Genomic DNA, 23,236 nt, shown 5'->3' with positions numbered 1-23,236 from the left:
GGCATAGGTGGTGCCGCCGCTGACAGCGCCGACGAACTGGCCACCGACGCGAGCGCCGACATAGAGGCCTTCCCAGTCGAAACCAGCAGCTTCATAGATCGGCTCTGGCGTGGTCGGGATGATGAGGTCAGCGGCCTGAGCACCACCGACGAGCAGTGCGGCAGCAGCCACACCGAGAGAAAGCGAACGTGCGAACATATCTTGCACTCCCATAGAGTTAACCGTAGTCGAGCGACTAAATGCATCACGAGAACGCCGGTGACAACCCTTGGCTCCCTGAATTCAGGCACTGCGGCTAACGCAAGGTGACCAATTGGAGGCAGGTGTTGCAGCAATGCCGCGCATTTGGTTCAGTTTGATACAAATTGCGCGCGACGTACATACTTTTGCGGCGACGAAGGGTCTTCGAAGCGGCAGAAATGGGGTCGAATCGCTGGTGCTAGGCGGTTCTGCCGGCTCTATTCCGAGGGCGCCTAGAAGTGGAAGTTTGCGCCAATCGTAAACTGGTCTGTTGCGGTGCCGCCGCCGATCGGGAAGCCGTGCAGGTATTGCGCCTCGAGCGAGACGCTCTCGTTCACAGGCACTTCGACGCCGCCACCCAGGAGCAGGTTCTCCTGGTCCGCGGTGCCGAGATCGATGCCATAGCCGCCGGCTGCGTAGATGGCCATGTCGTTCTCGAGCACCAGTCCAGCGCGACCCAGTATCTCGCCATAGCTCGTCTCGCGTCCGCCGGCTCCAGGCAGGCCGTGTACTGCAACTTCGGCACCGAGAAGGTAGAAGCCGAACTGCGCGTTAACGCCCAGCTGTAGGCCAAGGGCTGCCTGGGTGTCGGCGGCAGAGCCGGTCTGGGCACCGCCATATACGCCCGCATAGAAGCCGGTCCAGTCAAAGTCCGCCTCGTCATGTAGCGGCAGGCCAGCAGCGGAACTGCTTGTCGAGATAGCGATGGCATCGGCCGCCGCGGCAGCACCAGGCGCAACAAGGCCGAGCAGGGAAACAACTATCCTACTAGCCCGGCGCATTGCTCACCTCTTTCGTCATCACGGGGGAAACGGATCCCTGAAGCCGTGGTTCCGGCGACTCCGCCGCTACAGGGTCCCGACCAGCACCGGTTCGTCGCGATAGTGGTTCGGGAAGAGAGCCTTGAGAGCCGCGATCTTGGGGAGGTCATGGATGACAATATAGGGCCAGGTGGGGTTCAGCGTCAGGAAATCCTGATGGTACTGTTCTGCGGGGTAGAACGCGTCGAGCGGCTCGATGGTGGTGACAATCGGCTTTTCGAACAGTTCGGCCTCGTCAAGCTGAGCGATGTAGTCTTTGGCGTAGGCGGCCTGAGCCTCAGTTGCGGCAAAGATCGTCGAGCGGTACTGCGTTCCGCGATCGGGCCCCTGGTAGTTGAGCTGGGTCGGGTTGTGCGCGACAGAGAAGTAGATCTGCAGCAGTTCCCCATAGGTGACGACGGAGGGATCATAGGAGACTTCCACCGCTTCGGCGTGGCCGGTGGTTCCGCTGCCGGTCTGCTCGTAAGTGGCGGTCTCGGCGCCGCCGCCGCTATACCCTGAGACAGCACGCGTCACGCCCTCCACGTGCTGGAACACGCCTTGAACGCCCCAGAAGCAGCCACCGGCGAAAACGGCGGTTGCTGTCGTGCCGCTTTCGACAAAAGCGATGGCTGGGGGTGGAATTTGGACTGGCTCTTCTTGTGCAGTGGCAGGGAACAGCGTGAGTGTTGCGGCGCCGAGTGCACCGAGCACCACGCCGGCAAAAGCTACCCTGCGGGACAGGTGGAATCGGAAGAACGAAAGCAGGTGGCGCATCTGAGGTCCTCGTGAGGGGCTACTGACACACAATTCGCACACTGGCGGACCAGAGTTACATTGAGAGGCGTGACGCTGAACACGTACTCGCGAGATTACCGGGAGCGCTGCCAAGGGATCAGGTCGAGGAGCAGGGTGTGGGCACGCTCATTGAGGCGCTCTGGTGCAGGATTGTCATGGGCGACTACTAGATACTCGGCACCATCGTCGGTGAGGTGCGCCAGGCCCTCTGCATGGTCACACTCGTCGCGCATCGGCAGCGTCGCAATGTGTCGGAGGCGTTCCTTGGGGATGACATCGTCTGCAGGGGAAAGCCCACGTACTGCATAGATCTTCGCCAGTCCCTCTATGGCCTGCGTTGGGCCCGCAAGAATCAGCAGTTCGTCGCCGACTACGAGCAGATCGCGGATGCCGAAGCCGCCGATGTCGAGCGCGTGGAGGCGGTACTTCGATCCATCCAGTCGCTTGGGCTTGAGGAAATGCTCGCCAGTCTCCTTGAACTGCAGCGAGACTAGAAAGGCATGGCGGCCGAGTACCGGCCCCCGCAGGCCCAGCACGACGCGGTCGCCGACGACGGCGAGTCCCTCGACGTCGAAGCCGTTCTCCTTAGCGGGTACATTCATGAAGGGCTGGAAGAGGACGCAGTCACTGAAGAGCCACCGGAGGCCCTTCTGACCCTCGGCGCCTACTTTCATCATCCGCGGACGGCTAGTGATTGTTGTCTGCGAAGAAGGGACGGGACTGACGATCCCATCTTTTTCTTCGCTTAGCGGCAGGTAGCCGATGAAGCTGCGGTTCGGGTCCCATTTTAGCCGTCCCAGCTTCGAACTTGAATCCCCCGTACCCAGTTTGCGCCGCTTGAGACTGTGGGAGCCGGTGATCCAGAGACGCCCCTGGTGCACCGCCATCCCTTCGATGTCGATCTCGTCGCCACCTGCGGGGAGCGTGAAGTAGTCGGTCAGGAGGATGCTGCGATGGGCAGCAAAGGTGCCAGAGAGGGGATCGAGCACCAGTTGCTCAATGCTGGCTGTCTCATCGGAGGCACAAAACAAGGTGCGGCCAGCAATGGCCAGGGCGGAGATGTCCCTGCCAAGCCGCGCCCCATCGCCCACGGGGCTGAACTCGAGCTTGATGGTCTTGCCGGCCACAGGACCTCACATGCCGGATGACAACTTTGAAGAAGAGGAAGGGACGAACTGCCAGCAGTTCGCCCCGGGATCACTATTGGTCCGACAAAGCGAAGTTGCCTTCATCGCAAAGCTCAAGCGAGAGCTTGTTGACGTCAATGGTCTCGTCCTCGTTCCAGAGATCCGCCGACAGGTCTACAGCGGTTTGCTCGGCGGCTTCCGCCGCTGCCGCGTCGGTTTCCTCATCATAGGCCGCTTCTGCAACGGGCGACGCTTTCTCTCCCTGGCGAAGCGAGTCGCAGTGTTCCTGGACCTCTGCGACCTGTTCCTCGGGGACAGCCTTCCCGCCGATGCGGTGCTCCTGTTCCTGTGCCCAGGTTCCTACCGGTAGAAGCAGGAGGGCGGCGGCGCCCAGAGCGCTAGCAGTTTTCATGCTCATGTTAGTCGCCTTCCTGATCGGTCAGCCCGGCTTCCTGGCACATTTCGAGCGTGACAGTGGTGATGTCGAAGCTGTTTTCACCCTCGGTCGCCTGGTCAGGTGCCACGGCCTCAACTTGCTCTTCCGACATGGTGGATTCGGGCTCCTGTGTGCCGGTCAGGCCCTGCTGGGCCTGCAGTTCCTTGCACCAATCCTCGACGGCCGCCTGCTGCTCTTGCGGGATGACCTGGTCGCCCATGGTCATTTCCCCGGCACCAGCGGCTGCGTCCTGGGCGAAAGCCGACCCCAGTAGAAACAAGCCGGCGATGGGGGAAAGGGCGACGGCGGCAACGATCTTGCTCATGGCAAACTCCTCGTGTTGTTGGCGGAACAACGCTGTGGCCGACAGGTCGTTGCCACCTTGTGAGCCCGCTAACATGAGCAAGTTGTGCCGGGTGGAGAGAGGACTTAGTGTCGGCCGAGGCCGCAGGAGATCCCGTGCAGATACTTAGAGAACTTAGCATGGGCGGTATCGTCTCGCGCCTCGCTGCCGTACTGCTTTATGCTGCTTTGCAAGGCACGCTTCTGGCAGGCATCGCTAGAGTCTTCGGCGACCGGCGACCGCAGCATGACGGACGGCTAACGCTCAACCCCTTCGTTCACGTGTCGGCCTGGGGCGCGGCCATGGCGGCCCTGTTCAGCGTCAGTTGGGTGCGCAGCATCTGGTACGATCCCGAAGGAAATCGCCTGGACCGGTTGGGTGTCGTGCTGGTGGCACCGCTTGGGCTTGCCGGTGTGCTCGTGCTCCTGCCGGCAGTAGACGGGCTGCAGCGCCTTGCCCTGTTGCTCCCCCGTACCGGCGCTTCCGCGGTGCTGCTGGTGCTCGATCAATTGCAGACGATTGCGATCTCGTCCGTACTACTCAATTGCCTTCCCCTGCCCGGCCTGGTCGGAGGCGCATTGCTCCAGGCGCTTCGGCCGCGCGAAGAAAGACGACTGAGGCAGGCAGAGCCAATCTGCCTTGGCTTGGTCGTCGCACTGATCGTCGCATTCGGTTTTCCCACGCCTGAAGACGTCTGGGCTACGCTTGCTCGCCTTGGCTGACTACTCGCCTGCTACACCCTCGTAGCCGTGCTGTTCCAGCAGCGCCTGAATGGTGCCGTCAGCCACCAGGGCATCGATGGCTTCGTCCATCTGGCTGCGCAAGAAACCGTTTCGGCTTGAAACCAGTGCCCCCACGCTGACCGTCGAGCCCGGTACGGGAGACGCATCGATTGTTCGCAGCGCTTCGGCATCGGTTCGCTCGGCGCGCAGGCGCGCGAGGGTTGGCTGCCAGAGGATCATGCCGGCGATGGTCCCGTCGAGTACGCGCGTGGCCATCTTGTTGGGGTCGGGATACGGGTAGCGTACCCAGCTCTCGCCCTCCGGCTGCTGTTGAGCCCACATGATGTAATTCATCTCGCCCATGCTGGCCATTGCGGTGCCCAGCGGGCGATCCTTGGGAATGTCAGCAAGGCTTTGCCAATCTGGATCGTTCACCGCGACCACGAAAGGAATCGTGGCGTAGGGCCGGGTCAAGGCGAAAGCCTCCGAGAAGGGAGAATTGGCAGAGACGGTAACGCCCATGAAGACATCGCAGGTGTTGTTCATGGCCAGCGTCAGTTCATCCATGAAGCCGTCACCGTTCAGCGGAAAGCCGCCAAAGCCTTCCACCACATTGATCTCGAGAAACAGGGCGTCGGCAATGGCACGGGCAACATCTTCATCGAAGGGACGGCCGAGGCTCGTCCGGTCGAAACACACATTGATGCTGTCGCCGGCCTGGCGCCGGGTGTTGTTGAGTTCCTCGGGAGGCACGCCGGCGGTTTGCGCCTGAACGGCAGTGGCAGTCATCAGCGCGAAGGCCGCGGCGAAAAAGCGGTGCATGGTCGATCCTTGAAAATGAGAAAAGGGGCCGAAGCCCCTTTTCCGATAGTCCTGTTTCGCGTCAGTTGGCACTAGCCGTCGTGGTGTCACTAGGCAGCTTGAACACGAAGATCGAGTTACCCGAACCCGTCGGCAGCGGGATTTCCGGGAAAGCCGAGGAGATTGAGCTGGCCGAGTTCGAGTAGCCGGTGGGAACCACCAGATACTGCTCACCATCCAGCGCATAGGTCATCGGGTAGCCGCCGACCGGTGCGTTGAGGCGCTGCGACCAAACCAGTTCGCCGCTTTCCTGATCCCAGGCTTTGATCTCGCGCGCGGCGTCGCCGCCGAACACCAGACCGCCGGCAGTGGCCAGCACGGAGCTGGTGGGGCTGGGGCGATAGCGGTACTGCCACTTGGACTCACCCTGTTCGGGGTTGATGTCCAGCGCCTGCATCAGGCCGGCTTCGGTAATGCCTTCGGGCAGGACACGCGGGCCGAACTTGACCGAACCGACGGCGTTACCGGCGGTGAACTCAGTCTGAGTGGGCGCTACGGTGTTGCAGGCTTCCGTCAGCGGCACGAAGAAGGTCTCGGTCATCGGGCTATAGGCGCCTGCCTGCCAAAGCTTGCCGCCAGAAACGGACGAGCAGACCATGAACTCCTCGCCTAGTGCGTTGAAAACCAAGTCCTCGTTGATGTGGACGGTGCCCTCCTCATCGATCTGATCGACGACGTTTTGGACGATGGTTTCCTTGGACCACAGATACTCGCCGGTTTCGCGATCGAGACCGAACGCGATACCGTTCTTGCCAGGCACCGAAATCAGCATCTTGCGCACTTCGCCGTCGACTTCCTGGTCGACGAGAATGCGCTCGAACGGAGAGTCCAGATCCCAGTTATCGCGAGGCAGGTGCTGGTAGTACCACTTGAGTTCGCCGGTGCCAGCATCCAGCGCCAGCGTGGAATTGGTGTAGAGCACCGAACCATCGCCCGAACCGCGGATCAGCTCCGCATAGGGACCGGGCATGCCGATGCCCCAATAGGTGGTGTTGGTTTCAGGATCGTAGGCACCGGTCGTCCAGGGCGTGCCGCCCCAGCGGTTTTCCGGCGGCACACCGCCCCAGCTTTCCTGCTGCTCGGGATTGTTGGGATCATCGATGGTGTTGAAGCGCCACAGTTCGTCGCCCGTGTTCACATCGTGCGCCATAATATAGCAGCCACCTGCCGTGCCGGCGATCGAGCAGCCTGAAATGGCGGAGATGATCTTGCCGTCAGCGATCAGCGGACCGACCGTGTAGCTGTAACCCAGGTTATAATCCAGAACCTGCTTTTCCCAAGCGACCTTGCCATCAGCGGCATTAAGGACCACGATCTTGGCGTCCACCGTGGTCAGGATGATCTTGTCCTCGTAGAGAGCGATGGAGTTCTTCTGGCGACGCGCCTGGTTGGCCTGATAGCTCCAGCTCGCCGGGATTTCCGGCAGAACGTGGCGATACTGCCAGATCAGATCACCTGTCTTGGCATCAAGTGCCTCGACGATGTTGTTGTTGGTCTGGAGGAACATCACGCCGTCATGCACAAGTGGCGCGGTTTCCTGGATGCCAGCCTCGGCCATCGGCCAAGCCCAGGCCAGTTCAAGGTCACCAACGGTGTCCTTGTTGATCATGTCCAGTTCGCTATAGCCCTGGTTGTTGTAGTTGCCGCGGAACATCAACCACTCTTCAGCGGGAGGGTTAGCCAGCATCTCGGCGGTTACGGGCTCGTAGTCCTCGCGAACGCCCTGTGCATAGGCTGGTGCTGACAAGGCCACCAGCGCCGTGGTGACTGCCAACGAAGCGTTGATCAATCCGATTTTCATTCTCGTCTCCTCAGAGGCCGCTCGAAGCGCCCTATTTCGTTGCGCCGGCAGCCGGCAATTCTTTACCCCAGGTATAGGCCTGCGGCACGGACGATTCGGTTGCGGCAGGCGCTGCTGCCGGCTCCGCAGGTGCCGCACCGCCAGGCAACTGCTGGCCCCAGGTATACGCTTGCGGCACTGCGCTCGCTTCCGCGGCAGGCGCGTCTGCTGCTGGTGCAGCAGCTGGAGCTGCTCCGCCGGCATCAGCGGCGGCAGCGGCCATACTTGCGGCACCTGCCGCCGTTTCGGCGGCCAGGGAGATCGAATAGAGATGATCCGGATCAGCCGTCATCGGCTCGTCGCCTGGAGCGGCGCCGTTGAACTCCATGATGTAGGCTACGATGTTGAGGTAGGTGTCCTCACCTAGTTGGCCCGGAGCAGAAGGCGGCATGGCAACCGAGATGAAGTCGTAGAGGCCGCCGGCGCTGTCCCAATTCTGCATCACATCCTGGCCGGCGAGACCCGGTGCTTCCGGACCTTCGAGCTGTCGGCCGTGGCACTGCGCACAATTGGAATTATAGGCCTGTTCGCCAGCTTCTGCCTGCTCCGCGGTGAATCCCGCCGCCCAAGCCGGGCTCGAGATCAACGCTCCGGCAACAAGCGGAACAATGACGCGGGCCGCGATCCGTCTGGATCTTGTTGGCACCGTACCCTCCCCTTTTGAGATCAATATAGTGTTGTGCGTCAACGGGTTACAGCCGACGCAACTAGCATGTTAGTATTTCATGCCCCAGATGGCAGCGCAATGACACTCTGCCCAAAAATCCGAATGGTTGAGCTTCTAGATCGTTCCACGCTTGTGCAGAAAAGGCGCTCCGCCCCAGTTACTGCGGCTCTGCATCGATACCATAACGCTCGCGCAGCTGCGCCGCGCGACCAGAGCGTTCGATGGTTTCGAACGCTGCCGCGACTGCCGACTTGAAGGTTTGGTCGCCCTTCCACAGCCCCAACGCCATGGGAAATCCCTCGAACTGGGGCTCATCGAGCCAAAAGCTCTGATACTGGCGCTCGTCCAGTTCCAGGCCGGCAGCCAGGAATCGCTCGGTGATCACAGCTGATGCCTCTCCAGAGGTCAGGGCCTGCGCCAGTTCTTTCGTGTCGCGCACCAGCTTGCCGCGATAGTTCCGCGCCCTAAGCCAGCTGGAGAGCGTAACGCGGCTGAGGCCTGATGTCCCCGGCAAGACGGCCACCACGCTTCCCGCAGCCGGCATGGCTCCGGTGCGTGAGATGCCAATCCAGCCGGTTTGTGTCTGCGTTGGCAGCGTTTGCATGAAGCTTCGCGTTTGCACCGAGTCGGCGACGCCGCCGCCGACAAGGTCGCACTGGGCGCGTGTTAGGGACCAGTTGCGGGGATTGTAGTCCCTGCCGATGGAGGGGACCGTGTTGACAGCCAGCCTCAGTCCGAGTTCGGCAGCTAGCGCTTGTCCGAGCTCGATGTCGTAACCGGGCGCTGACGGATCGCTGGTGACCAGGGGCGGAAAGCTCGGCGGCACGCAGAGCTTGATCACCCCTGCCCGCTGACGGTCTGCCAGGGACGTATCGGGCGGCAGGAAGCTCGCGGCAAACAGCAAGGCCGCCACGATGCCGATGTTGACCGCGGCACTGCGCCAGCGGCTTGGCCTGGGCCTGCTCATGAGCGCCCGAAGTCGATCAAGGCCACCACAAAGAACAGCGCTGCCATACCGAAGATCACGGCTGGCCCGTAACCGGGCGGGAACTGGTTGAAGCCGATCAGCACGCCGCGCAGCATATCGACGGCATAGGTAATGGGGTTGATCTGAACCAGGAAGACGAGCCACTCGGGATAGGCCGTCACCATTTGCGTGCGGGTCAAGGCTGGGTCCAGCGGGAAGACCGACGACGAGGTAAAGTAGAGCGGTAGGATGATGGTGTTGGAGAAGACGCCGAAGCCTTCGAAACTCCGCACCCGCGCGGCCAGAATTACGCCGAAGCTGGTCAGCCCGAAAGCCAGAACGAACATCAAGCCGAGGGCGGTAAACATCTGCGACAGCGAAAGCGTCACGTCGGCGAAGCGGGCGAGGATCAGCACCAATGAACCATGGAGGGTTGCAATCGTGCTGCCGCCAAGAACCTTGCCAAGGAGGATCAGCGGCCGCGGCAGGGGAGAAACCAGCACTTCGCGCAGGAAGCCGAATTCGCGATCCCAGATCACCGACACGGCAAATTGGATCGACGTATACATGATGTTAAGGACGATCACCGCGGGGAACAGGAACTGCAGGTAGGTATAGGGGATGACGAAGCGAACCTCCCCGTAGACCTCGCCGCGGAAGTAGGGGTTGAGGCCTACGCCAAGGATGAGCAGCCAGATCAGCGGTCGGCTGACACCGCCGATCAGCTGGGCACGGTCGCGCGTGGCGCGGGTGATTTCCCGCAGCCAGATAGCATAGAGGCCGCGTAACAGCATCATCGGTTCCATCAGCTGCGCCCTCCCCGCCGTCCTGCTGCACGGTCGGCGCTTCGCTGCCCGTCGGCTCGGTCCCGCAATTCGCGTCCTGTCAGCGAAAGAAATACGCTCTCAAGGGTGGGTGGCTGGAAGCGGACTTCGGCCAACTGGTCGCGGTATTGGGCAAGGATTGCGTCCGAATCCTGCCGATCATCAGCTGGTATGGCCAAAGCATTGGCGCCGAGTGCATGCGCCTGTGGAAGCCGCGCCAGCATGGCGGCCTTGGCTGCGGCATCACGCGGTAAGACGTGGAGCCATGAATGCCCATGCTCGGACTTCAAAGCATCTGGTGTGCCCTGGGCGATGATCCTGCCGTGGTCGATGATGCAGATCTGGTCCGCACTCTCGACTTCCTCGATATAGTGCGTCGTAGTGAGGACGGTCAGGCCGCGGTCGCGGCGCAACTGTTCCAGATAGTGCCAGATGCGCTGCCGGGTTTGAGCGTCGAGGCCCACTGTGGGTTCGTCCAGGAACAGGATGCGGGGCTCGTGCAGCAAAGCGCGGGCGATCTCCAGCCGCCGCCGCATGCCTCCGGAAAAACTGCGGACGATTTCGTGCGTCCAGTCGCCAAGCTCGACCAGGTCCAGCATGGTTTCGATCAGGCCGCGGCGCGGACGGGTGGGCATGCCATAGACAAGGCCGTGGAATTCCAGATTTTCCCAGGCGGTGAGGCGGTCGTCCAAGCTCGAGTCCTGAAACACGACGCCGATGGAGCGCCGTGCCTGGCTCGGGCGCCTCACGACATCACTGCCGGCAACAACGGCAGAGCCCCGATCTGGACGGCGCAGGGTGCACAGGATGTTGACCAATGTGGTCTTGCCGGCGCCGTTGGGTCCTAGCAAAGCGAAGTGGCTGCCCGGCGGCACGGAAAGGCTCACAGCGTCGAGTGCGGTCGTGCTGCCATAGGCGGCGCTGACCTCTTTGACTTCGATCGCCGCGGTTCCGCTCATGCCGTCTCCTTTGCTCTCACTGTTCGCTCATAGACGACAGAGTTTCCTCTCCTCGGCCCTTTCCCAGCGACGCGCCGGACTGGGAGTCCCGAGTTCAAGGATATATCTAGCCTAATCAGATGCCGGTGGCAGAACCATTTGGTTGTCCCCGCATTTGGCTTAGCAGGCGGCGTGTGACACGTCGCATGCGATCTAATTCCAGGAGAATACCGTGAATCTTCGAACCGTACTCGGCGCGGCCGCCATTGTTCTAGCCTCAGCCGGCTCTGTCATGGCCGCTGACTATGAAGTGCAGATGCTCAACAAGGGTTCCGACGGCGACACTATGGTGTTCGAGCCTGCCTTCCTGCAGATCCAGCCGGGCGATACCGTCACCTTCGTGCCAACCGACAAGGGTCACAACGCGGAATCGATCAAGGACCTGATCCCCGAAGGTGGCACCGAGTTCAAGGGCAAGATCAACGAGCAGATCAGCGTGACCTTCGATGTTCCGGGTGCTTATGCCTACAAGTGCCTACCGCATTTCGGCATGGGCATGGTCGGTCTGATCGTCGTTGGTGACGATCCGGCGAACCTTGCTGACATCGAGAACGCCAAGGTACCGCCCAAGGCCGCTGAAGAGTTCGCTGAACTCACCGCCATGATCGGTCAGTAAGGCCAACAACATCCGATTGCTGGCGCGGCTCTGCCGCGCCAGTTTTTGTTGCGGGGTTCAACTGCAACGCACTAGAACACACGCCGTGCCTAGGAAGATGGGCATCAGCAGGAGCCTCGGAATGCACAGAATTTTTGCCAGCGTCGCTATTCTTGCCGCGCTCGCCGCGCCGGCAAGCGCCGAGCCCTTCCGTCTGATCGTGACGGACCTCGAGCCGCCGCTGGTGCCGAACTCCGTCATGGATCTTGCGGTGACGCTTGGCTACTTCGAGCGTGAGAACGTCGAGGTGGAACTAGTACGTGTGCAGCAGACGCCCCTTGCCGTGACGGCCTTGCAGGCCGGTGAGGGCGAGATGGCCAATATTGGCGTCGACAGCCTGCTGCAGCTTGTCGCCAGCGGACAGCTGGATCTGCGCGCGGTGACCTCCCCCAGCAAGTCGCTGGCATTCATGATCGTGGCGCGCGACACCGTCGCGGACGTGCCAAGCCTTGCCGGCAAGAGCTTCGGTATCGGCCGCGTCGGCAGCGTAGATCAGGGCCTCAGCCGCCAGGTTCTTGCTGCTCAGGGCATCGAGTTCGACCAACTGGAACAGGTGGCACTCGGGCAGCCCGCCGCGCGCGCTCAGGCGCTTGCCGCCGGACAGATCGATGCCACCACTATGTCGCTTGGTACCTGGACCACATTGCCCGATCAGACGGGCATGCATGTTCTGGTGGATCAGGATTCCTATTTTGACGCTGCGCCTGTCGTCAGCAAGGTCAATGTCGTTGCTCCCGACGTTCTGGAGACCCGTCGGGAAGAGGTCGTCGGTGTTGTGACCGCGCTGACCAAGCTTGCACGGGACATCGCCGAAGATCCAAGCATCTGGGTGGATGCCATGGCAACCGCGCGTCCAGACCTCGACAGGGCAGATCTTGAAACCTTGGCAGAGGCTTATTCAAATAGCTGGAGCCTGAATGGCGGTCTCAGCGCCTCTGACCTGGCTTTCACGGCCGACTGGAACTTCGAGGGTCCGGATTTTGCCGATCTTGAGCCGATCCCGCTCGACAGGTGGGTCGACTTCAGCGTAGCTGACGAAGTCCTGAGCGACCTCGGTATCATCGAAAACGCAGATCCTGCCGATCGGTGACCATCAACCCCGGCATTAGAATCAGCAAGGTCACCAAGTCATTCGACCATGGTGGTGGCCGGCCGATCATCAGCGACTTCTCGCTCGACATCTTGCCGGGCGAGTTTGTAGCGATCCTCGGTCCTTCGGGATGTGGCAAGACTACCATGCTCCGCCTGGTCGATGGCCTGCTGCAGCCTGATGCTGGGACCCTGACGATCAACGGCGCGCCGCCCCAACCGGGGCCGAAGCTTGGATTCGTATTTCAGTCGTTCCGCTTGGTCCCGTGGGCGACCGCAAGCCGCAATGTCGGGTTCGGACTGGAACTTGCTGGAGTAGATGCAGCTACCCGCAACGCCACAGTGAGCCGGCTGCTGCAGCGCGTGGGCCTGTCGCAGGTCGCGAACAGCTATCCCGCCCAGCTATCAGGCGGCATGAAACAACGTGTGGCGTTAGCAAGGGCTCTGGCGACCGATCCCGAGATCCTCCTGCTGGACGAGCCCTTTGCCAGCCTCGACGCGCAAACGCGGGAGATCATGCAGCTGGAACTCTTACAGCTCTGGGAAGAGCGGAGCCTGACTACATTGTTTGTTACCCACAGCGTCGAGGAAGCGGTCCTGCTGGCCGACAAGGTTGTGGTCATGGGCCCTGCCCCCCGGTCCTTGCGTGAAATCGTGCCTATCGACCTGCCCCGCCCACGCCGGGACGAAATCAGAACCAGCGCAACCTTCATGGAACACCGCACGTACCTGACAGGGCTTATTCGCGAGATGATTTTGAACGATCCCAACTCGCCCTTCTTCCGACCTGGAAAGGAAGCGAGCGGCTCCTGAATCAGGTCGGGTGCGCCTCCGGCTCATCGGCGGCGGCAGCGCTTTCCCGCTCCAGTTCATCAAGTGCATCACCGACGCGCATGGCGACCGTCGGGTTTGCATCAGCCTCGGACTTGGCCTGCTCGTAGGCCGCAAGCTCCTGCGCCGAAATCCCCGCCCGTGCAGCAAGGTCGTCGGCGCTGATGCCAAGCCGCTCCCGGCGGTCGACGTCGGCGGCAGGGGTTCGGCCGGTGATGCTGATAGCCATTATGCTTCCTCTTGGTTATTCGGACACGCTGGGTTGGATCCTACATCGGATCAAGCAATCCGCGCCGCTCCCGTTCCTCTTCGGTGCGCTGGCGCAGGCACTTCTCCAGGGCCAGGAACCAGTAGTATTTCTCTCCGCCGAATGGACGACCGTCACGCTCCCAAAGATGGTACGCCGTGTCGCGCACCATCTGTTCGAACTCGTCGTCGCCAAACGTCTCCCGCATGTCCGTCATGACGCGCCTCCAGACAGGCAATCTGCAGGCAAGGCACTTTGTTCCTCGCTTTCAACGGAGCTAATGTCCTTGTCGACGGCGAGCGCGATCATTCACCGCGGCGATGGCTACGGCGCCAAGACACGCCAAGAGGAGGGCCGTCGCTTTCGGATACTTCTGGGCCTGCAGCAGATAGCTCTGCCGGCGGACGAAGAGCTTTTGGGAACCTTCGATCGCCCCCGCCGGCCGTGGCTGGTACAGCGCATCACGCCACTCCTCCTTGCCACGCTGGGTGGAAACCTGCACCAGCCGTCCGAAGCGCTCCAACAGCCACTCCGAAGTAGCTGGCGCCACCGCCCTGCCGATAGAAATCCATTGCCCCGCGCTCCCCACGCGCAGCGTTCGCCGGCGGTGCTGCGCCGCAAAAAGCACAGCATCGGCGACAAGTCTGGGATTGTAGAGGAGTGCTGGCAGGCGCGGTGGCTTGTTTAGATAGGTGCGAGCTCGTTCAGGATAGGGCGTATGCATTGCGGCGGGCTGGATAAGCGTCACCGAAACAGGTGCACCCTCCTCTTCCAGCTCCATCCGCAAGGCCTCGGTCGCGGCCTGCACCGCGTGCTTGGAAGCGGAATAGGCCCCCTGCAACAGCATGGTGCCATCACCAAGAACCGAGCCGATATTGATGATGGCGCCGCCACGTTCCCGCAGGTGACGGGCTGCCACCAGCGAACCGCTGAGCAGCCCGAAATAGTTCACATCCATGATCCGGCGGTGCTCTGCCAGGCTCAGTTGCTCCAGGGTGCCGTAGGCCCCGGCAGCCGCGTTGTTGACCCAGGTGTCGAAGCCACCGAATGCCTCCACGGACGTGGCAGCAATACGCTCGGCGGCATCATCCTCGGCAACATCGGCAACGCAGATGGCGATGCGGGCGCCGTCTGCGCGAAGCCTGGCAGCAATCTCCTCAAGAGTGGCGCTGCTCCGGGCGGCCATCACCACGGCAGCCCCCTTGCGTGTCGCCGCCTCGGTGATGGCAAGGCCATTGCCGCTCGAAGCGCCGGTGACGACGACTACCTGCTGGTGGAGGGGTTTCAACTTGAACGGCATGATCGGGCACTTCCTTGTGGTAGCACCCAACGCCTCTCAAAAGATAAGGTTCGACAGCAGGTTAGTCACAAAGGCGCAAGAGGTCATTTGTCGCTCGATTGCGCGGCTCTGGCAAATGCCTGACTGGTGCTTTCCGAAACGCTGCGCTTTACCCTAAAGAGGGTGGCGCGAGAGACGGGGCTCGAACCCGCGACCTCCGGCGTGACAGGCCGGCTCATCGCCTTCGAGCAGTTGGAAAGTTTCAACTTACAGGGTGCCCGTTTGCGGCCGAAGCTGCCCAAAAATTGAAACTGCAATCACCGATTGTAGCCTTACTTTTCTCATTTGACAGAGCCCCTGCCCGCTGGGCATTTAGCACTTGGCGGCGGTCATACTGGGGCCGTATGCGGACTAGCAGGCCTCCGCGAGAAGTCGACTTAGCGGACGTTCTGCGTGCCACGGATCTAACGGCGCCGATGGGGCCGTTAGCGGAATGGCACCTTTCGGCCGGATACCATAGATTGCAGACATTCCGCCGGCCGCATGTGTGGGGTCACAGAGACCTTGCCTCTATGGATGGCGCATCAAACACCTTTCTGGCACAGCTATTGAGTTCTCGCGCACAAAATTGACTGCGGGAACTGACACTCCTCGCCCAGAGGAGTGTAAGCCACCCAATCGACCTCCATATGCACCGCCTGCTCAATGGGTTCGAACGCTCCCATCCAATCAACAAGCGTATCGGTGCCCCAGAGGCTAAAGAAAATGCGTTGCGGATGGGTAGGGATTCGGAAGCCGTCATCAATGGTGCGCACCTTCTCACCATTGACGTAGTAGTCGATCTTTTCAGGGGTCCAGGTCGCCGCAAGATGGATGAAGTCGCTGTCGGATGGATAGGGCAGGTCGTGCGTCTGTCCGCTGCCCATCCTGCCATCGCCGCTTACGCCGTTGACCCAGGTTGTCGTCTGTACCTCGCTCGTATCGCGCAGCAGGATCTCGAAATCGATCTCATCGTGCGGACTACCTTGGTTGGGACCGATATAGGTAAAGAAGCCCGCGTTGAGCCCCGAGCCTGCAGGGGTCTTTAGTCGCGCCTCGAACGTGCCGTGCCCGAACGCCTGCCGCGTCTGCACGGTGCCGCAGCTGTTCTGGCGCTCGCCATAGGGCACCGGCGCAAAGCCAACCTCCAGAACACCATCCACCGCCCGCACCTGACCGGCCGCCCAGGTACAGTTGCGGTACTCGCCCGTCGCCCATCCGTCCGAGACGTACCAGCGCGACGTGCTGAGCGTGTCGAATCCATCGAAGAAGCTTGCCTGTTGCGCGTTGGCCGCCGGAGTAATGAGCATAATCCCCATCACCGCACCGGCCATAACATTCGACACGTTTCGCAGCATTTTCATCTCCGCTTCAAGTTGCGCCACCGCTGCGCGTACCGGTAAAGCCTAGTACCAAATGCGCGCATGGTGGGGCGGAAGCGGCAGGCAGGGTCGCATGGCAGTCATGCCACCAGCGGCTTGCCTTGCCCTCGCTGCCGTCATTCACTCCCCGTTAATGCTCTCCAGCATACACGGTGCGCCACATGACCTCTGACGTTCTGACGGCGACTACGGCCTCGCCTTTGCTCAGCGAAACGGCAGACCGATCATTCACAATGGTGGAGGCCTTCTCGCAGCGCCTTTCACTGGCGAGACTGATGATGATCGTGCTGGTGGTCTATGTGCACTTCCCGCTGGAGATGCCCGAGGTTCGCAGCATCGCAGAAGTATCTTTGCTGGAGCCGGCCTTTATCGCCAATGCCACCGTCCTCCGCTTTTCGGTGACCATCCTTACCATCATGTCGGGCTTCATCATGTTCGCCAAAGGTGGTGACCGGCTGGGTATGAGAACCATCTGGAAGAAGGTTCGTACCCTTGTCGTGCCCTTCCTCTTCTTTAATCTTACCCTTGTTGCCGCGCTATGTGTGGCGCAACGGCTGGGCCTCTTGAGCGGCCAGCGCCTCGATCTGTTAGCTGCCGATACCGCGACCTGGGCCGATGCTACGCTCGCCTGGAGCACGCGGCCTGTGAACTACCCGCTCTATTTCCTGCGCGATCTGTTCGTAATTTCCGTCATCGCCGTTATCGCCTCGCCGCTGATCCGCCGCGCTGTCCTCGTCGCTATCGCGGCTGCCGTGCTAATTGCCGACTTCAATCTCGATGCCAACCTTATCCTTCGGACCCCCATGTTGGTCGCTTTCCTGATCGGCGCCGCACTCGCCATCTACAAGGTGCCACTGGATCTCGCCGACAAGGGCCTGCCCTGGTTCGCCGTCACCTTGATCCTGGCCTGCTTCGCCCATTTCTATGCGCCCACCGAAACCACTGGCCTGCTCGTCAACATCCTTGGCGGTCTGACCGTGTGGACCTTCACCGCTCTAGTGGCGAAAAGCATGCTGCTACAGCGCCTGGCGGGATTTGCCGGCTTCGCCTTTCCTATTTACCTGATCCACGGCATCATCCTGTTCGGCTTCCTGGCGGTCGGGCTCGAAATTTCTGAAACCTATACCGGTCTCCTCCTTTGGCTCGTCCTGCCTCTGATAGTTGCCCTGATCAGTGCCTTAAGCTTCCAGATCTTCCGTACCATTTCCCCGCGATTGGCTAACTTCGTGACCGGCGGACGCGGCGCCTGAGTGGACCTGAACTGTGAAGCTATTGAACCGCACGACGATCTGCGTCGTACCACTGCTAGACTAGGCGACAGCCCGATCGCGCGATGCCGTCGATCCCAACTTGATTGCCTGGGAAAGCCGCATCGCGAGCGTCAATGCCGTCAAGGTTGGGTTTGCAAAGCCCGGTGAGCGGAATACCGCCGCGCCGGCGACAAAGAGATTCTCCGTCCCAAAAACCTTTAGGTCTCGGTCCACCACGCCGTCCTCCGGCGTAGAGCCCATGCGAGCCATGCCCATGTGGTGAAACCCGTCTTCCAGCTTTTCGATGAATGCCGGATCGCGCTCGACCAGCAACGGATCGAGCTGCACCTGCGCCAAGCCCGCACTTTGCAGATACTCGGCCACCTTTCGGGCGAAGCTGCTCAGGGTGATTAATTCGCGGCCGTCAATCCGCCAGTCCAACTTGCCCTTGAACATGCCGGAGCGGTCGAAATGCTCCGTCAGCGTCAATCCACTCTCCGCCACCACGATCTGTTCGCCGGTGAGCCTCAGCCGGATACCCTCCTCGGCAGGATTATAAATTCGGCGGTGCTGCAGATAGCGAACGGCAGTTCGCGCCAGGAGGTCCAGCAGTTCGGCTGATCGTCGCAGATCGAAGCCGTCATGCTCAATGGAGGTGCGATTCATCAGGTTGCGCGCGGCGGTCTTGAGCGCAGCAAGTTGCCTGGCCTTGCCGGAAGACGAAACGAAGTGCGCCGCTACGCCCAGCAGCTGGTCACGACGTTGGCATTGGGGGGACAGCTTCAACTTGGGGAGGTACTTAAGACCGTTCACTACCCCCGCATCGAACACCTGATGGAAACGCTTCTGGTCCATCGGGTGCACCGACCCGGCATAGCAATCCACGTGATCAACAAAGCCCTTCCCGAGCCAGCGGTTGGTCGCCCAGGGTGCAGTGCAGCCATCGGCAAGGGGCTGGAGCAAGAGCCGAGCAATCTCGATCGTCCCATTGGCGATCACCACATGGTCGGCTTCAAGGCGCGTCCGAATGCCTTTATGCAGGACAGACAGGCCCACCCGCCGGCTCCCATCGTCAAAAGTCAGGCCACAAACTGACGCCCCTGTCACCACCGCGAGATTGGGATTGGCGGCAAGTTCGGCCGGGAACAGGCGGGCGAAGTTGGGCTCCGGCAACCATCTCGTCAAGAACAGGTCGAGGTCTTCGCCAGTAGCTGGCGGCTCGACCCGGAGATGCCGCCAAACTTCCTCGTCAGGCAGGCGCCGCTGCATCCCAATCAGGTCTAGTGTAGCCTCGTATGCGCCGCTCAGGTCGCTCGCGCTGATCGGCCAGCCCTCCTCCCCCAGCCATGGTCGTGCTTCGAAGGCAATCGGCTCGACCGGAACAAGTTGACCACCCCATTTCGTGGTGGTCCCGCCCAAGGCACGGAAGCGTCCGCAAGCAAGCCCACTGAAGGGAACGCCAGAGCTTACAACCTCATCGAATGTATAGTCGGACGCCTCGGAGTCCCATCCGCCCGCCTCAAGCAGCAACACGCGTTTACCTGCCCGCGCAAGGTCGGCGGCGAGCATAATTCCGACGGCTCCCCCGCCCACGACCACAACCTGCGGCGTTCCGAAGCCGACGAGTTGCTGCAAGTCATTCGAAACCAAGGTTCACAATTTCCCCGCTACCTCGAGTGCACTGTGCGGCCTTCGAGGTTCGGTGACAATGCAACTTGCGAATAAGCTTGCGCAGTGTCCTCCAGGGCTCACTTCTGTTCAGATCGGAATGTCGGTTCGCGTGACAGCGCCTCTCGCATAGAGACAGCTTCCCGGAAGAGAGCAACCCGCCCTGAACGGCCGGAGTGGGGCGCTTCACCGGCGACCGACAAGTGATCGCCAGCGAAGCTGAGGATCAGATCTCGGTCGCCTCAAACAGCGACAAAGCGTCATCCATGTCCAAGTAGCGAACCGTGTATTCGATCTTGCTGTGCCCGAGCAAAATCTGGATAGCTCGTAAGTTGGCAGTAGTGTTGATTGCCACCGGGAAGTGACGCGATAGGCGGGTCCGGGGAGCTGTAGGTGCGACTGGTAGCGTTGGGCTGCCTAAACGATATTTGTCGGGGGGCGGAATGAACAAGGAAGAACTTCGGCAAATCTTCATGCCGTACCACAGCGGCAAGCTCGCGAGGCTAGAGCGCGAGAAGATGCGGCTCGCGTACTACACCAACTTCGAAACAGCGAAGTTGATCGTAGATAACCGGGCAATCTGGCTACGCAATACCGCGCACATGAACGACCTCAATGAGCTTGAGCATGGCGTGGGCGCCATAGAAGGAATTCTAGCAAAGCCGTCGATACAGGCCAGACTGACCAGTGTGCTTTCGCCTATCGATCCAAACCTGGGGCGTTTCTTGTTGGCAGCTTGGCAACGGATCAAAGGGGCATTAGCGGGTGAGGTTTATATCACATGCGTGACAGAGCATCCCGCTGAAGAAGATAACTTTGGACGTTTGTCGATGTGGCGGGCCTACTCTCAGCCGGACGGCGTTGCCATAGTCATGAACACCGATGCATTCAAGTTAGAGACAAACGAGCTGAATGCCTACTCCAGTCCTGTCTTCTACGGTTATGCTGCTGACGCAGAGCAGCAACTTTTGGAAGTTCTGGAAGCGATTGAATCGAACATTTCTGAACTGGCAGCCCTTGGGGCTCAATTTGTTGCAGAGTTTCTTGCTCTGACGCTTCTGTTTGGGGCTGTGTGTTTAAAACACCCTGGATTTGTGGAAGAAGCCGAATGGCGGGTAGTTCACATGCCGACCCTAATCCCCAGGAAGTCGAGGCTGGTTCGGCGCGACAACATGCTCGATCCGCCCCAGACCATCTACGAAATCCCATTGATTGACGATCCCAAAGTCGGCTTGATCGGCCTCGATCCCAACTTGCTTTTTCACCGCATGATCGTGGGTCCGTCTATACGGTCGGAAGCGATTGAGGCGGAGCTTATTCAAGGATTGGAAGCACAGGGTGTCAAGGATGCGGGACAGCGGATAATACGCTCTGGCATCCCGCTGCGCCCTACTTCCCTCCCCAAAATGGCGAATTGCTGACCATGGTCAAACTCGACCGCAGAGCTTGGTTCATAGGGCTTGTAGCACTTGTCTGCCTCATAGCCGCTCTAGGTGTTGGCTTCGCATTTGGGCGCCACCAATCAGTTTCATTCGCGATCAACGGAAGATGGATCGACCGTGCTGATCTCGCTGCTCAACAGTGGATGGCTACTTGGGCGATGTGGATGTTTGTCGCCTCAGTTGGCGGCGTATTAGTTTCAATAGTCAGCGTGGTTTTGTTGCGGGCGTCGCTTAGGGAGGCTGCGCGGGCTGCCGATCATGCTGCTAGGGCGGCGGATGCAGCGGCAGATAATAATGCACAAACTAGGTCCATGTACGTTCTAGAAAATCGGCCATGGCTCAATATCGAATTGGAGCTCACCTCTAATAGTCGTCAGTTTGACAAGACCATGGGGATCAACTTGATGGTTACGACTGAAAATGTCGGGAAGACACCAGCGATCAACCTACGTACGAGCACCTTATGCCATGAGAGCCCGGGCCCCAACGACCACCTATCTAATTTAGTAACAGACTTGTTGACAGAGATGGTCGTCGCACACGGAAGCGGCTCGATGTTAGCCCCCGGCGCAAAGTTGGTGGAAACTTTCGAGTTAACTCTCATGCCGGACCAATACTCGACGTTTGAGATGATGGACGATGAACGCAGACATTTCAGCGAGATCGTCGTGGGCGCGACGTACGAGACCGTCTTGGACAAAGAAATTCGAAGCATGGGGCGGGCATATTTTTTTTCTATGGCTCAGACTTTGGAAGACGAAGCGCTGCTTAGGCCGTCACACTGCTCACTAACGGCGCGAGAAGGGACGTTTGTGTTGTCTTAGCCCTTTCTATGATCCCCCAGCCTGGACTGCTTCGTCTCCCATTTTGGCTATCTTTTTCTCCAGCATGGCATCAATTGCCATGGTCGTCGTCGGCAGAGCGATCCCCTGAAGACCTCTCCGAATGGCCGAACGTGCGCGTTGTTGCCTGACAGCAGTCAACCTGTTGTCGCCATTGAACCGCTGGGGTCGGATGGCAGGTTTTGGGAAATGCAAATCTCGGCGCGACCGGCAGAAATGGGGCGCAGTGCAGCCCCTGCCCTTCTTCGTCAGGTGGTGTTGACCGGCTCCATTGAGAGATTCAATGCCTTTATGGATTAGTCGACTGAACGCAACAGAGGATTAGCGGAGCGGGCCCGGCACGGGCAATCCTCTAGTGTGTTAGAGCTTTGCGTCCGCGCTCTAACCAATAAAGCCATTCTGACCTTTTGGATTTTCATGGCCCCACCTTAGCCTACCACAAGTTGCCTGTGGAGCTAGCTAATGACGATCCCGCCCTTCTGTTCTGTTCGTGTGGTTCCTCTCAAGACCATCAACCATATCCACGCTATGACCAGGCACGCGCAGCGGGTCGACGCAATTTCACAGGAACGTCTGCGTGAAGGAGCCGTGATCGGCACTGCGCTCACTTGGACGTCGCGCACCCGAGACAACTTGGACCCGAATTTCGATCCAGATGATCATGCTCAACAACGAGATGTCTCCACTGCCTACAAGATGCACAAGGCCAGACTGGGGATCGGGGAGACAAAGAACGGTGGCGTCGGTCTCCATGTCATGACCGTCATCTCAGAGAGGCACTTTGCACAGGTGGGGGACGTCCACGACCCAAGCAATCCTCGCCTCAAAGAGTTCTTTGAAGAGTCGATCGCATGGGCTGAAAAAACCTTCGGTTCGGGGTCTGTCTACATGGCGCGGCTCGACTTAGACGAGAATGGCACAGGTGTCGCCGACATGTTCCTTGCGCCGCACAGAACCGATGGTCGGTCCGGAAACCAGAAGGTATGCGGTTCGAAAGTGTTGGTGGAGATCGCGAGGAAGGCGCGGCTCAAGATGAGCTACACGGCTCTTCAGACGAGTTGGGCAACGTGGTGCCAATCTCATATTGATCCTTCGATCCTGCGCGGCCGGCCCGTTGAAGAAACGGGCGCAAAGCACCTTCCGGTCAATACCTACAAGGCGGTTATAAACGGGATCAAGGAAGAGGCTGCGGAGCTTGCCGAGCAAGAGGCTCAGCGCATCTTGAGTGATGCGAGTGACAAAGCAGAGCGTCAGGTCATCAAGGCAGAGCTTCAGGTGGCGTTGGTGAACAGTCAACTCGCCATGGACGAGGACAATCACCGACAGAGGCTGGACGAAGACTACGACGAATTTCAGCGCGAAGTCTTGGCACGGGAGCGTGAGCTCCAGCGCAAGGCCACAGAGTTGACCAAGCAAGCCGAGGAAATCAAACGGAGGCAGTCTGAACTTGATGGCTTACAGGCAGAAATGCGTAAGAAGATCATTGCGCGAGAAAAAGCTCTGGCCGAAGCCCTCCACTTCAAGAAGCTTGCTCTGAAAGCGTTCCAGGCGGTGAAAGCCTGGTTGGCCTTTGTTCCTGCGCTTGTTCTAGGTGCTAGGGACGCCGAACGACTGGAAGGCGAAACCCAACGATTGGTTGAATCAATGACTGTCCTTCATGAATGGCCGGAACCAGATTTTCCTCCAGTTGAGGATTCAACCGAACTATGAGTGGGCTGCGGCCTTAGAGGCGATGCAGTGGCGAAAAGGGGGTGGTTTGCGGACAGGCAGGTTTCGGGCGCCTAGTCCGGGCAAGCGGACGCGGACTCCAGCGAGAGGAAGTTAGGCCGACCTGCGGGCCCGTCGGTGCAGATAGTTTTCATCAAAGCCAGCAATCTGAAGGAGCTTGG

Annotated in this window: 24 protein-coding genes and 2 pseudogenes; 8 read left to right on the top strand and 18 right to left on the bottom strand. The window is 60.2% G+C overall.

All coding sequences use genetic code 11. The features are described from left to right. The 6 genes and pseudogenes from VIL88_RS05920 to VIL88_RS05895 all read right to left on the bottom strand — a co-directional run. Nucleotides 1-198 (bottom strand): annotated as a pseudogene (locus VIL88_RS05920) (hypothetical protein); the annotation flags it as partial. Nucleotides 199-473: 275 nt separating this feature from the next. Beyond that, entirely contained in the window at nt 474-1,022 is a 549-nt protein-coding gene (locus tag VIL88_RS05915) for a porin family protein (RefSeq protein WP_331986930.1), read from the bottom strand. A gap of 66 nt (nt 1,023-1,088) precedes the next feature. After that, on the bottom strand, nt 1,089-1,817 hold the full coding sequence (gene msrA / locus VIL88_RS05910) for a peptide-methionine (S)-S-oxide reductase MsrA (protein WP_331986928.1): 729 nt from the start codon (nt 1,815-1,817) through the stop codon (nt 1,089-1,091). A gap of 95 nt (nt 1,818-1,912) precedes the next feature. After that, the gene (locus VIL88_RS05905) at nt 1,913-2,965 is read right to left on the bottom strand and encodes a DUF3616 domain-containing protein (protein ID WP_331986927.1); all 1,053 of its coding nucleotides are present in this window, start codon (nt 2,963-2,965) and stop codon (nt 1,913-1,915) included. 73 nt (nt 2,966-3,038) lie between these two features. Next, nucleotides 3,039-3,377: a hypothetical protein gene (locus VIL88_RS05900; protein WP_331986925.1), complete on the bottom strand. Its 339-nt coding sequence runs from the start codon at nt 3,375-3,377 to the stop codon at nt 3,039-3,041. 7 nt (nt 3,378-3,384) lie between these two features. After that, nucleotides 3,385-3,726, bottom strand: coding sequence for a hypothetical protein (locus tag VIL88_RS05895; protein WP_331986923.1), 342 nt, complete (start codon nt 3,724-3,726; stop codon nt 3,385-3,387). Between the two features lie 134 nt (nt 3,727-3,860). Between VIL88_RS05895 and VIL88_RS05890 the strand changes: the two genes are divergently transcribed. Then, entirely contained in the window at nt 3,861-4,466 is a 606-nt protein-coding gene (locus VIL88_RS05890; protein ID WP_331986922.1) for a hypothetical protein, read from the top strand. Here VIL88_RS05890 and VIL88_RS05885 read toward each other — a convergent pair whose 3' ends face one another. The 6 genes from VIL88_RS05885 to VIL88_RS05860 all read right to left on the bottom strand — a co-directional run bounded on the left by VIL88_RS05885 (nt 4,467) and on the right by VIL88_RS05860 (nt 10,584). Then, a complete protein-coding gene (locus VIL88_RS05885) occupies nt 4,467-5,288 on the bottom strand; it encodes a transporter substrate-binding domain-containing protein (protein WP_331986921.1) in 822 nt (273 codons plus the stop codon). Between the two features lie 61 nt (nt 5,289-5,349). Beyond that, the gene (locus tag VIL88_RS05880) at nt 5,350-7,128 is read right to left on the bottom strand and encodes a pyrroloquinoline quinone-dependent dehydrogenase (RefSeq protein ID WP_331986919.1); all 1,779 of its coding nucleotides are present in this window, start codon (nt 7,126-7,128) and stop codon (nt 5,350-5,352) included. 31 nt (nt 7,129-7,159) lie between these two features. Beyond that, nucleotides 7,160-7,813 carry a c-type cytochrome gene (locus VIL88_RS05875; RefSeq protein ID WP_331986918.1) on the bottom strand — a complete coding sequence of 218 codons (654 nt, stop codon included), beginning with the start codon at nt 7,811-7,813 and terminating at the stop codon, nt 7,160-7,162. Nucleotides 7,814-7,991: 178 nt separating this feature from the next. After that, nucleotides 7,992-8,801, bottom strand: coding sequence for a substrate-binding periplasmic protein (locus tag VIL88_RS05870; RefSeq protein ID WP_331986916.1), 810 nt, complete (start codon nt 8,799-8,801; stop codon nt 7,992-7,994). Next, nucleotides 8,798-9,595, bottom strand: a complete 798-nt coding sequence (locus tag VIL88_RS05865; protein WP_331986915.1) for an ABC transporter permease — start codon at nt 9,593-9,595, stop codon at nt 8,798-8,800. The genes VIL88_RS05870 and VIL88_RS05865 overlap by 4 nt, the downstream gene beginning before the upstream one ends. Nucleotides 9,596-9,606: 11 nt before the next feature. After that, nucleotides 9,607-10,584 carry an ATP-binding cassette domain-containing protein gene (locus VIL88_RS05860; RefSeq protein WP_331986913.1) on the bottom strand — a complete coding sequence of 326 codons (978 nt, stop codon included), beginning with the start codon at nt 10,582-10,584 and terminating at the stop codon, nt 9,607-9,609. 271 nt (nt 10,585-10,855) lie between these two features. Between VIL88_RS05860 and VIL88_RS05855 the strand changes: the two genes are divergently transcribed. The 3 genes from VIL88_RS05855 (at nt 10,856) to VIL88_RS05845 (ending at nt 13,180) form a co-directional block, all read left to right on the top strand. Then, nucleotides 10,856-11,239 carry a pseudoazurin gene (locus VIL88_RS05855; protein ID WP_331986931.1) on the top strand — a complete coding sequence of 128 codons (384 nt, stop codon included), beginning with the start codon at nt 10,856-10,858 and terminating at the stop codon, nt 11,237-11,239. 121 nt (nt 11,240-11,360) lie between these two features. Then, nucleotides 11,361-12,368 (top strand): ABC transporter substrate-binding protein, encoded by a 1,008-nt coding sequence (locus VIL88_RS05850; RefSeq protein ID WP_331986911.1) that lies wholly within the window; start codon nt 11,361-11,363, stop codon nt 12,366-12,368. Beyond that, entirely contained in the window at nt 12,365-13,180 is an 816-nt protein-coding gene (locus tag VIL88_RS05845; RefSeq protein WP_331986910.1) for an ABC transporter ATP-binding protein, read from the top strand. Before VIL88_RS05850 ends, VIL88_RS05845 begins: the two co-directional genes overlap by 4 nt. Before the next feature lies 1 nt (nt 13,181). Here VIL88_RS05845 and VIL88_RS05840 read toward each other — a convergent pair whose 3' ends face one another. From VIL88_RS05840 to VIL88_RS05825, 4 genes are all read right to left on the bottom strand, one after another. Beyond that, entirely contained in the window at nt 13,182-13,427 is a 246-nt protein-coding gene (locus VIL88_RS05840) for a helix-turn-helix transcriptional regulator (RefSeq protein ID WP_331986908.1), read from the bottom strand. A 40-nt stretch (nt 13,428-13,467) separates the two neighbouring features. After that, complete coding sequence (locus VIL88_RS05835) at nt 13,468-13,662, bottom strand: DUF2934 domain-containing protein (protein WP_331986907.1); 195 nt, start codon at nt 13,660-13,662, stop codon at nt 13,468-13,470. Nucleotides 13,663-13,722: 60 nt separating this feature from the next. Continuing rightward, nucleotides 13,723-14,745, bottom strand: a complete 1,023-nt coding sequence (locus VIL88_RS05830) for an SDR family oxidoreductase (RefSeq protein ID WP_331986906.1) — start codon at nt 14,743-14,745, stop codon at nt 13,723-13,725. A 584-nt stretch (nt 14,746-15,329) separates the two neighbouring features. After that, nucleotides 15,330-16,121, bottom strand: a complete 792-nt coding sequence (locus VIL88_RS05825; RefSeq protein WP_331986904.1) for a family 16 glycosylhydrolase — start codon at nt 16,119-16,121, stop codon at nt 15,330-15,332. 185 nt (nt 16,122-16,306) lie between these two features. Between VIL88_RS05825 and VIL88_RS05820 the strand changes: the two genes are divergently transcribed. Further along, the gene (locus VIL88_RS05820) at nt 16,307-17,395 is read left to right on the top strand and encodes an acyltransferase family protein (protein WP_331986903.1); all 1,089 of its coding nucleotides are present in this window, start codon (nt 16,307-16,309) and stop codon (nt 17,393-17,395) included. A gap of 60 nt (nt 17,396-17,455) precedes the next feature. Here VIL88_RS05820 and VIL88_RS05815 read toward each other — a convergent pair whose 3' ends face one another. Beyond that, complete coding sequence (locus VIL88_RS05815) at nt 17,456-19,045, bottom strand: FAD-dependent oxidoreductase (RefSeq protein WP_331986902.1); 1,590 nt, start codon at nt 19,043-19,045, stop codon at nt 17,456-17,458. A gap of 244 nt (nt 19,046-19,289) precedes the next feature. Next, nucleotides 19,290-19,403 (bottom strand): annotated as a pseudogene (locus tag VIL88_RS05810) (integrase); the annotation flags it as partial. Between the two features lie 103 nt (nt 19,404-19,506). On the opposite strand from VIL88_RS05810, the gene VIL88_RS05805 reads away from it, so the two are divergent. From VIL88_RS05805 to VIL88_RS05795, 3 genes are all read left to right on the top strand, one after another. Next, the gene (locus tag VIL88_RS05805; RefSeq protein ID WP_331986900.1) at nt 19,507-20,484 is read left to right on the top strand and encodes a DUF2971 domain-containing protein; all 978 of its coding nucleotides are present in this window, start codon (nt 19,507-19,509) and stop codon (nt 20,482-20,484) included. Between the two features lie 2 nt (nt 20,485-20,486). Continuing rightward, entirely contained in the window at nt 20,487-21,329 is an 843-nt protein-coding gene (locus VIL88_RS05800; RefSeq protein ID WP_331986899.1) for a hypothetical protein, read from the top strand. Nucleotides 21,330-21,809: 480 nt separating this feature from the next. Continuing rightward, on the top strand, nt 21,810-23,057 hold the full coding sequence (locus tag VIL88_RS05795) for a hypothetical protein (protein ID WP_331986898.1): 1,248 nt from the start codon (nt 21,810-21,812) through the stop codon (nt 23,055-23,057). The last annotated feature ends 179 nt before the right edge of the window (nt 23,058-23,236 follow it).

This window comes from Devosia sp. (assembly GCF_036563435.1).
In the GTDB taxonomy this organism is placed as follows: Bacteria; Pseudomonadota; Alphaproteobacteria; order Rhizobiales; family Devosiaceae; genus Devosia.
This window is presented reverse-complemented; position numbering and strand designations above follow the sequence as displayed.

Excerpts from the sequence above, each read along its gene's own strand:
- VIL88_RS05835 (WP_331986907.1), bottom strand. The coding sequence starts at position 13,662 with ATGACGGACATGCGGGAGACGTTTGGCGACGACGAGTTCGAACAGATG.
- VIL88_RS05880 (WP_331986919.1), bottom strand. The coding sequence starts at position 7,128 with ATGAAAATCGGATTGATCAACGCTTCGTTGGCAGTCACCACGGCGCTG.
- VIL88_RS05915 (WP_331986930.1), bottom strand. The coding sequence starts at position 1,022 with ATGCGCCGGGCTAGTAGGATAGTTGTTTCCCTGCTCGGCCTTGTTGCG.
- msrA (WP_331986928.1), bottom strand. The coding sequence starts at position 1,817 with ATGCGCCACCTGCTTTCGTTCTTCCGATTCCACCTGTCCCGCAGGGTA.
- VIL88_RS05865 (WP_331986915.1), bottom strand. The coding sequence starts at position 9,595 with ATGCTGTTACGCGGCCTCTATGCTATCTGGCTGCGGGAAATCACCCGC.
- VIL88_RS05820 (WP_331986903.1), top strand. The coding sequence starts at position 16,307 with ATGACCTCTGACGTTCTGACGGCGACTACGGCCTCGCCTTTGCTCAGC.
- VIL88_RS05850 (WP_331986911.1), top strand. The coding sequence starts at position 11,361 with ATGCACAGAATTTTTGCCAGCGTCGCTATTCTTGCCGCGCTCGCCGCG.
- VIL88_RS05840 (WP_331986908.1), bottom strand. The coding sequence starts at position 13,427 with ATGGCTATCAGCATCACCGGCCGAACCCCTGCCGCCGACGTCGACCGC.
- VIL88_RS05900 (WP_331986925.1), bottom strand. The coding sequence starts at position 3,377 with ATGAAAACTGCTAGCGCTCTGGGCGCCGCCGCCCTCCTGCTTCTACCG.
- VIL88_RS05860 (WP_331986913.1), bottom strand. The coding sequence starts at position 10,584 with ATGAGCGGAACCGCGGCGATCGAAGTCAAAGAGGTCAGCGCCGCCTAT.
- VIL88_RS05870 (WP_331986916.1), bottom strand. The coding sequence starts at position 8,801 with ATGAGCAGGCCCAGGCCAAGCCGCTGGCGCAGTGCCGCGGTCAACATC.
- VIL88_RS05855 (WP_331986931.1), top strand. The coding sequence starts at position 10,856 with ATGGCCGCTGACTATGAAGTGCAGATGCTCAACAAGGGTTCCGACGGC.
- VIL88_RS05805 (WP_331986900.1), top strand. The coding sequence starts at position 19,507 with ATGAACAAGGAAGAACTTCGGCAAATCTTCATGCCGTACCACAGCGGC.
- VIL88_RS05795 (WP_331986898.1), top strand. The coding sequence starts at position 21,810 with ATGACGATCCCGCCCTTCTGTTCTGTTCGTGTGGTTCCTCTCAAGACC.
- VIL88_RS05895 (WP_331986923.1), bottom strand. The coding sequence starts at position 3,726 with ATGAGCAAGATCGTTGCCGCCGTCGCCCTTTCCCCCATCGCCGGCTTG.
- VIL88_RS05830 (WP_331986906.1), bottom strand. The coding sequence starts at position 14,745 with ATGCCGTTCAAGTTGAAACCCCTCCACCAGCAGGTAGTCGTCGTCACC.
- VIL88_RS05800 (WP_331986899.1), top strand. The coding sequence starts at position 20,487 with ATGGTCAAACTCGACCGCAGAGCTTGGTTCATAGGGCTTGTAGCACTT.
- VIL88_RS05825 (WP_331986904.1), bottom strand. The coding sequence starts at position 16,121 with ATGCTGCGAAACGTGTCGAATGTTATGGCCGGTGCGGTGATGGGGATT.
- VIL88_RS05885 (WP_331986921.1), bottom strand. The coding sequence starts at position 5,288 with ATGCACCGCTTTTTCGCCGCGGCCTTCGCGCTGATGACTGCCACTGCC.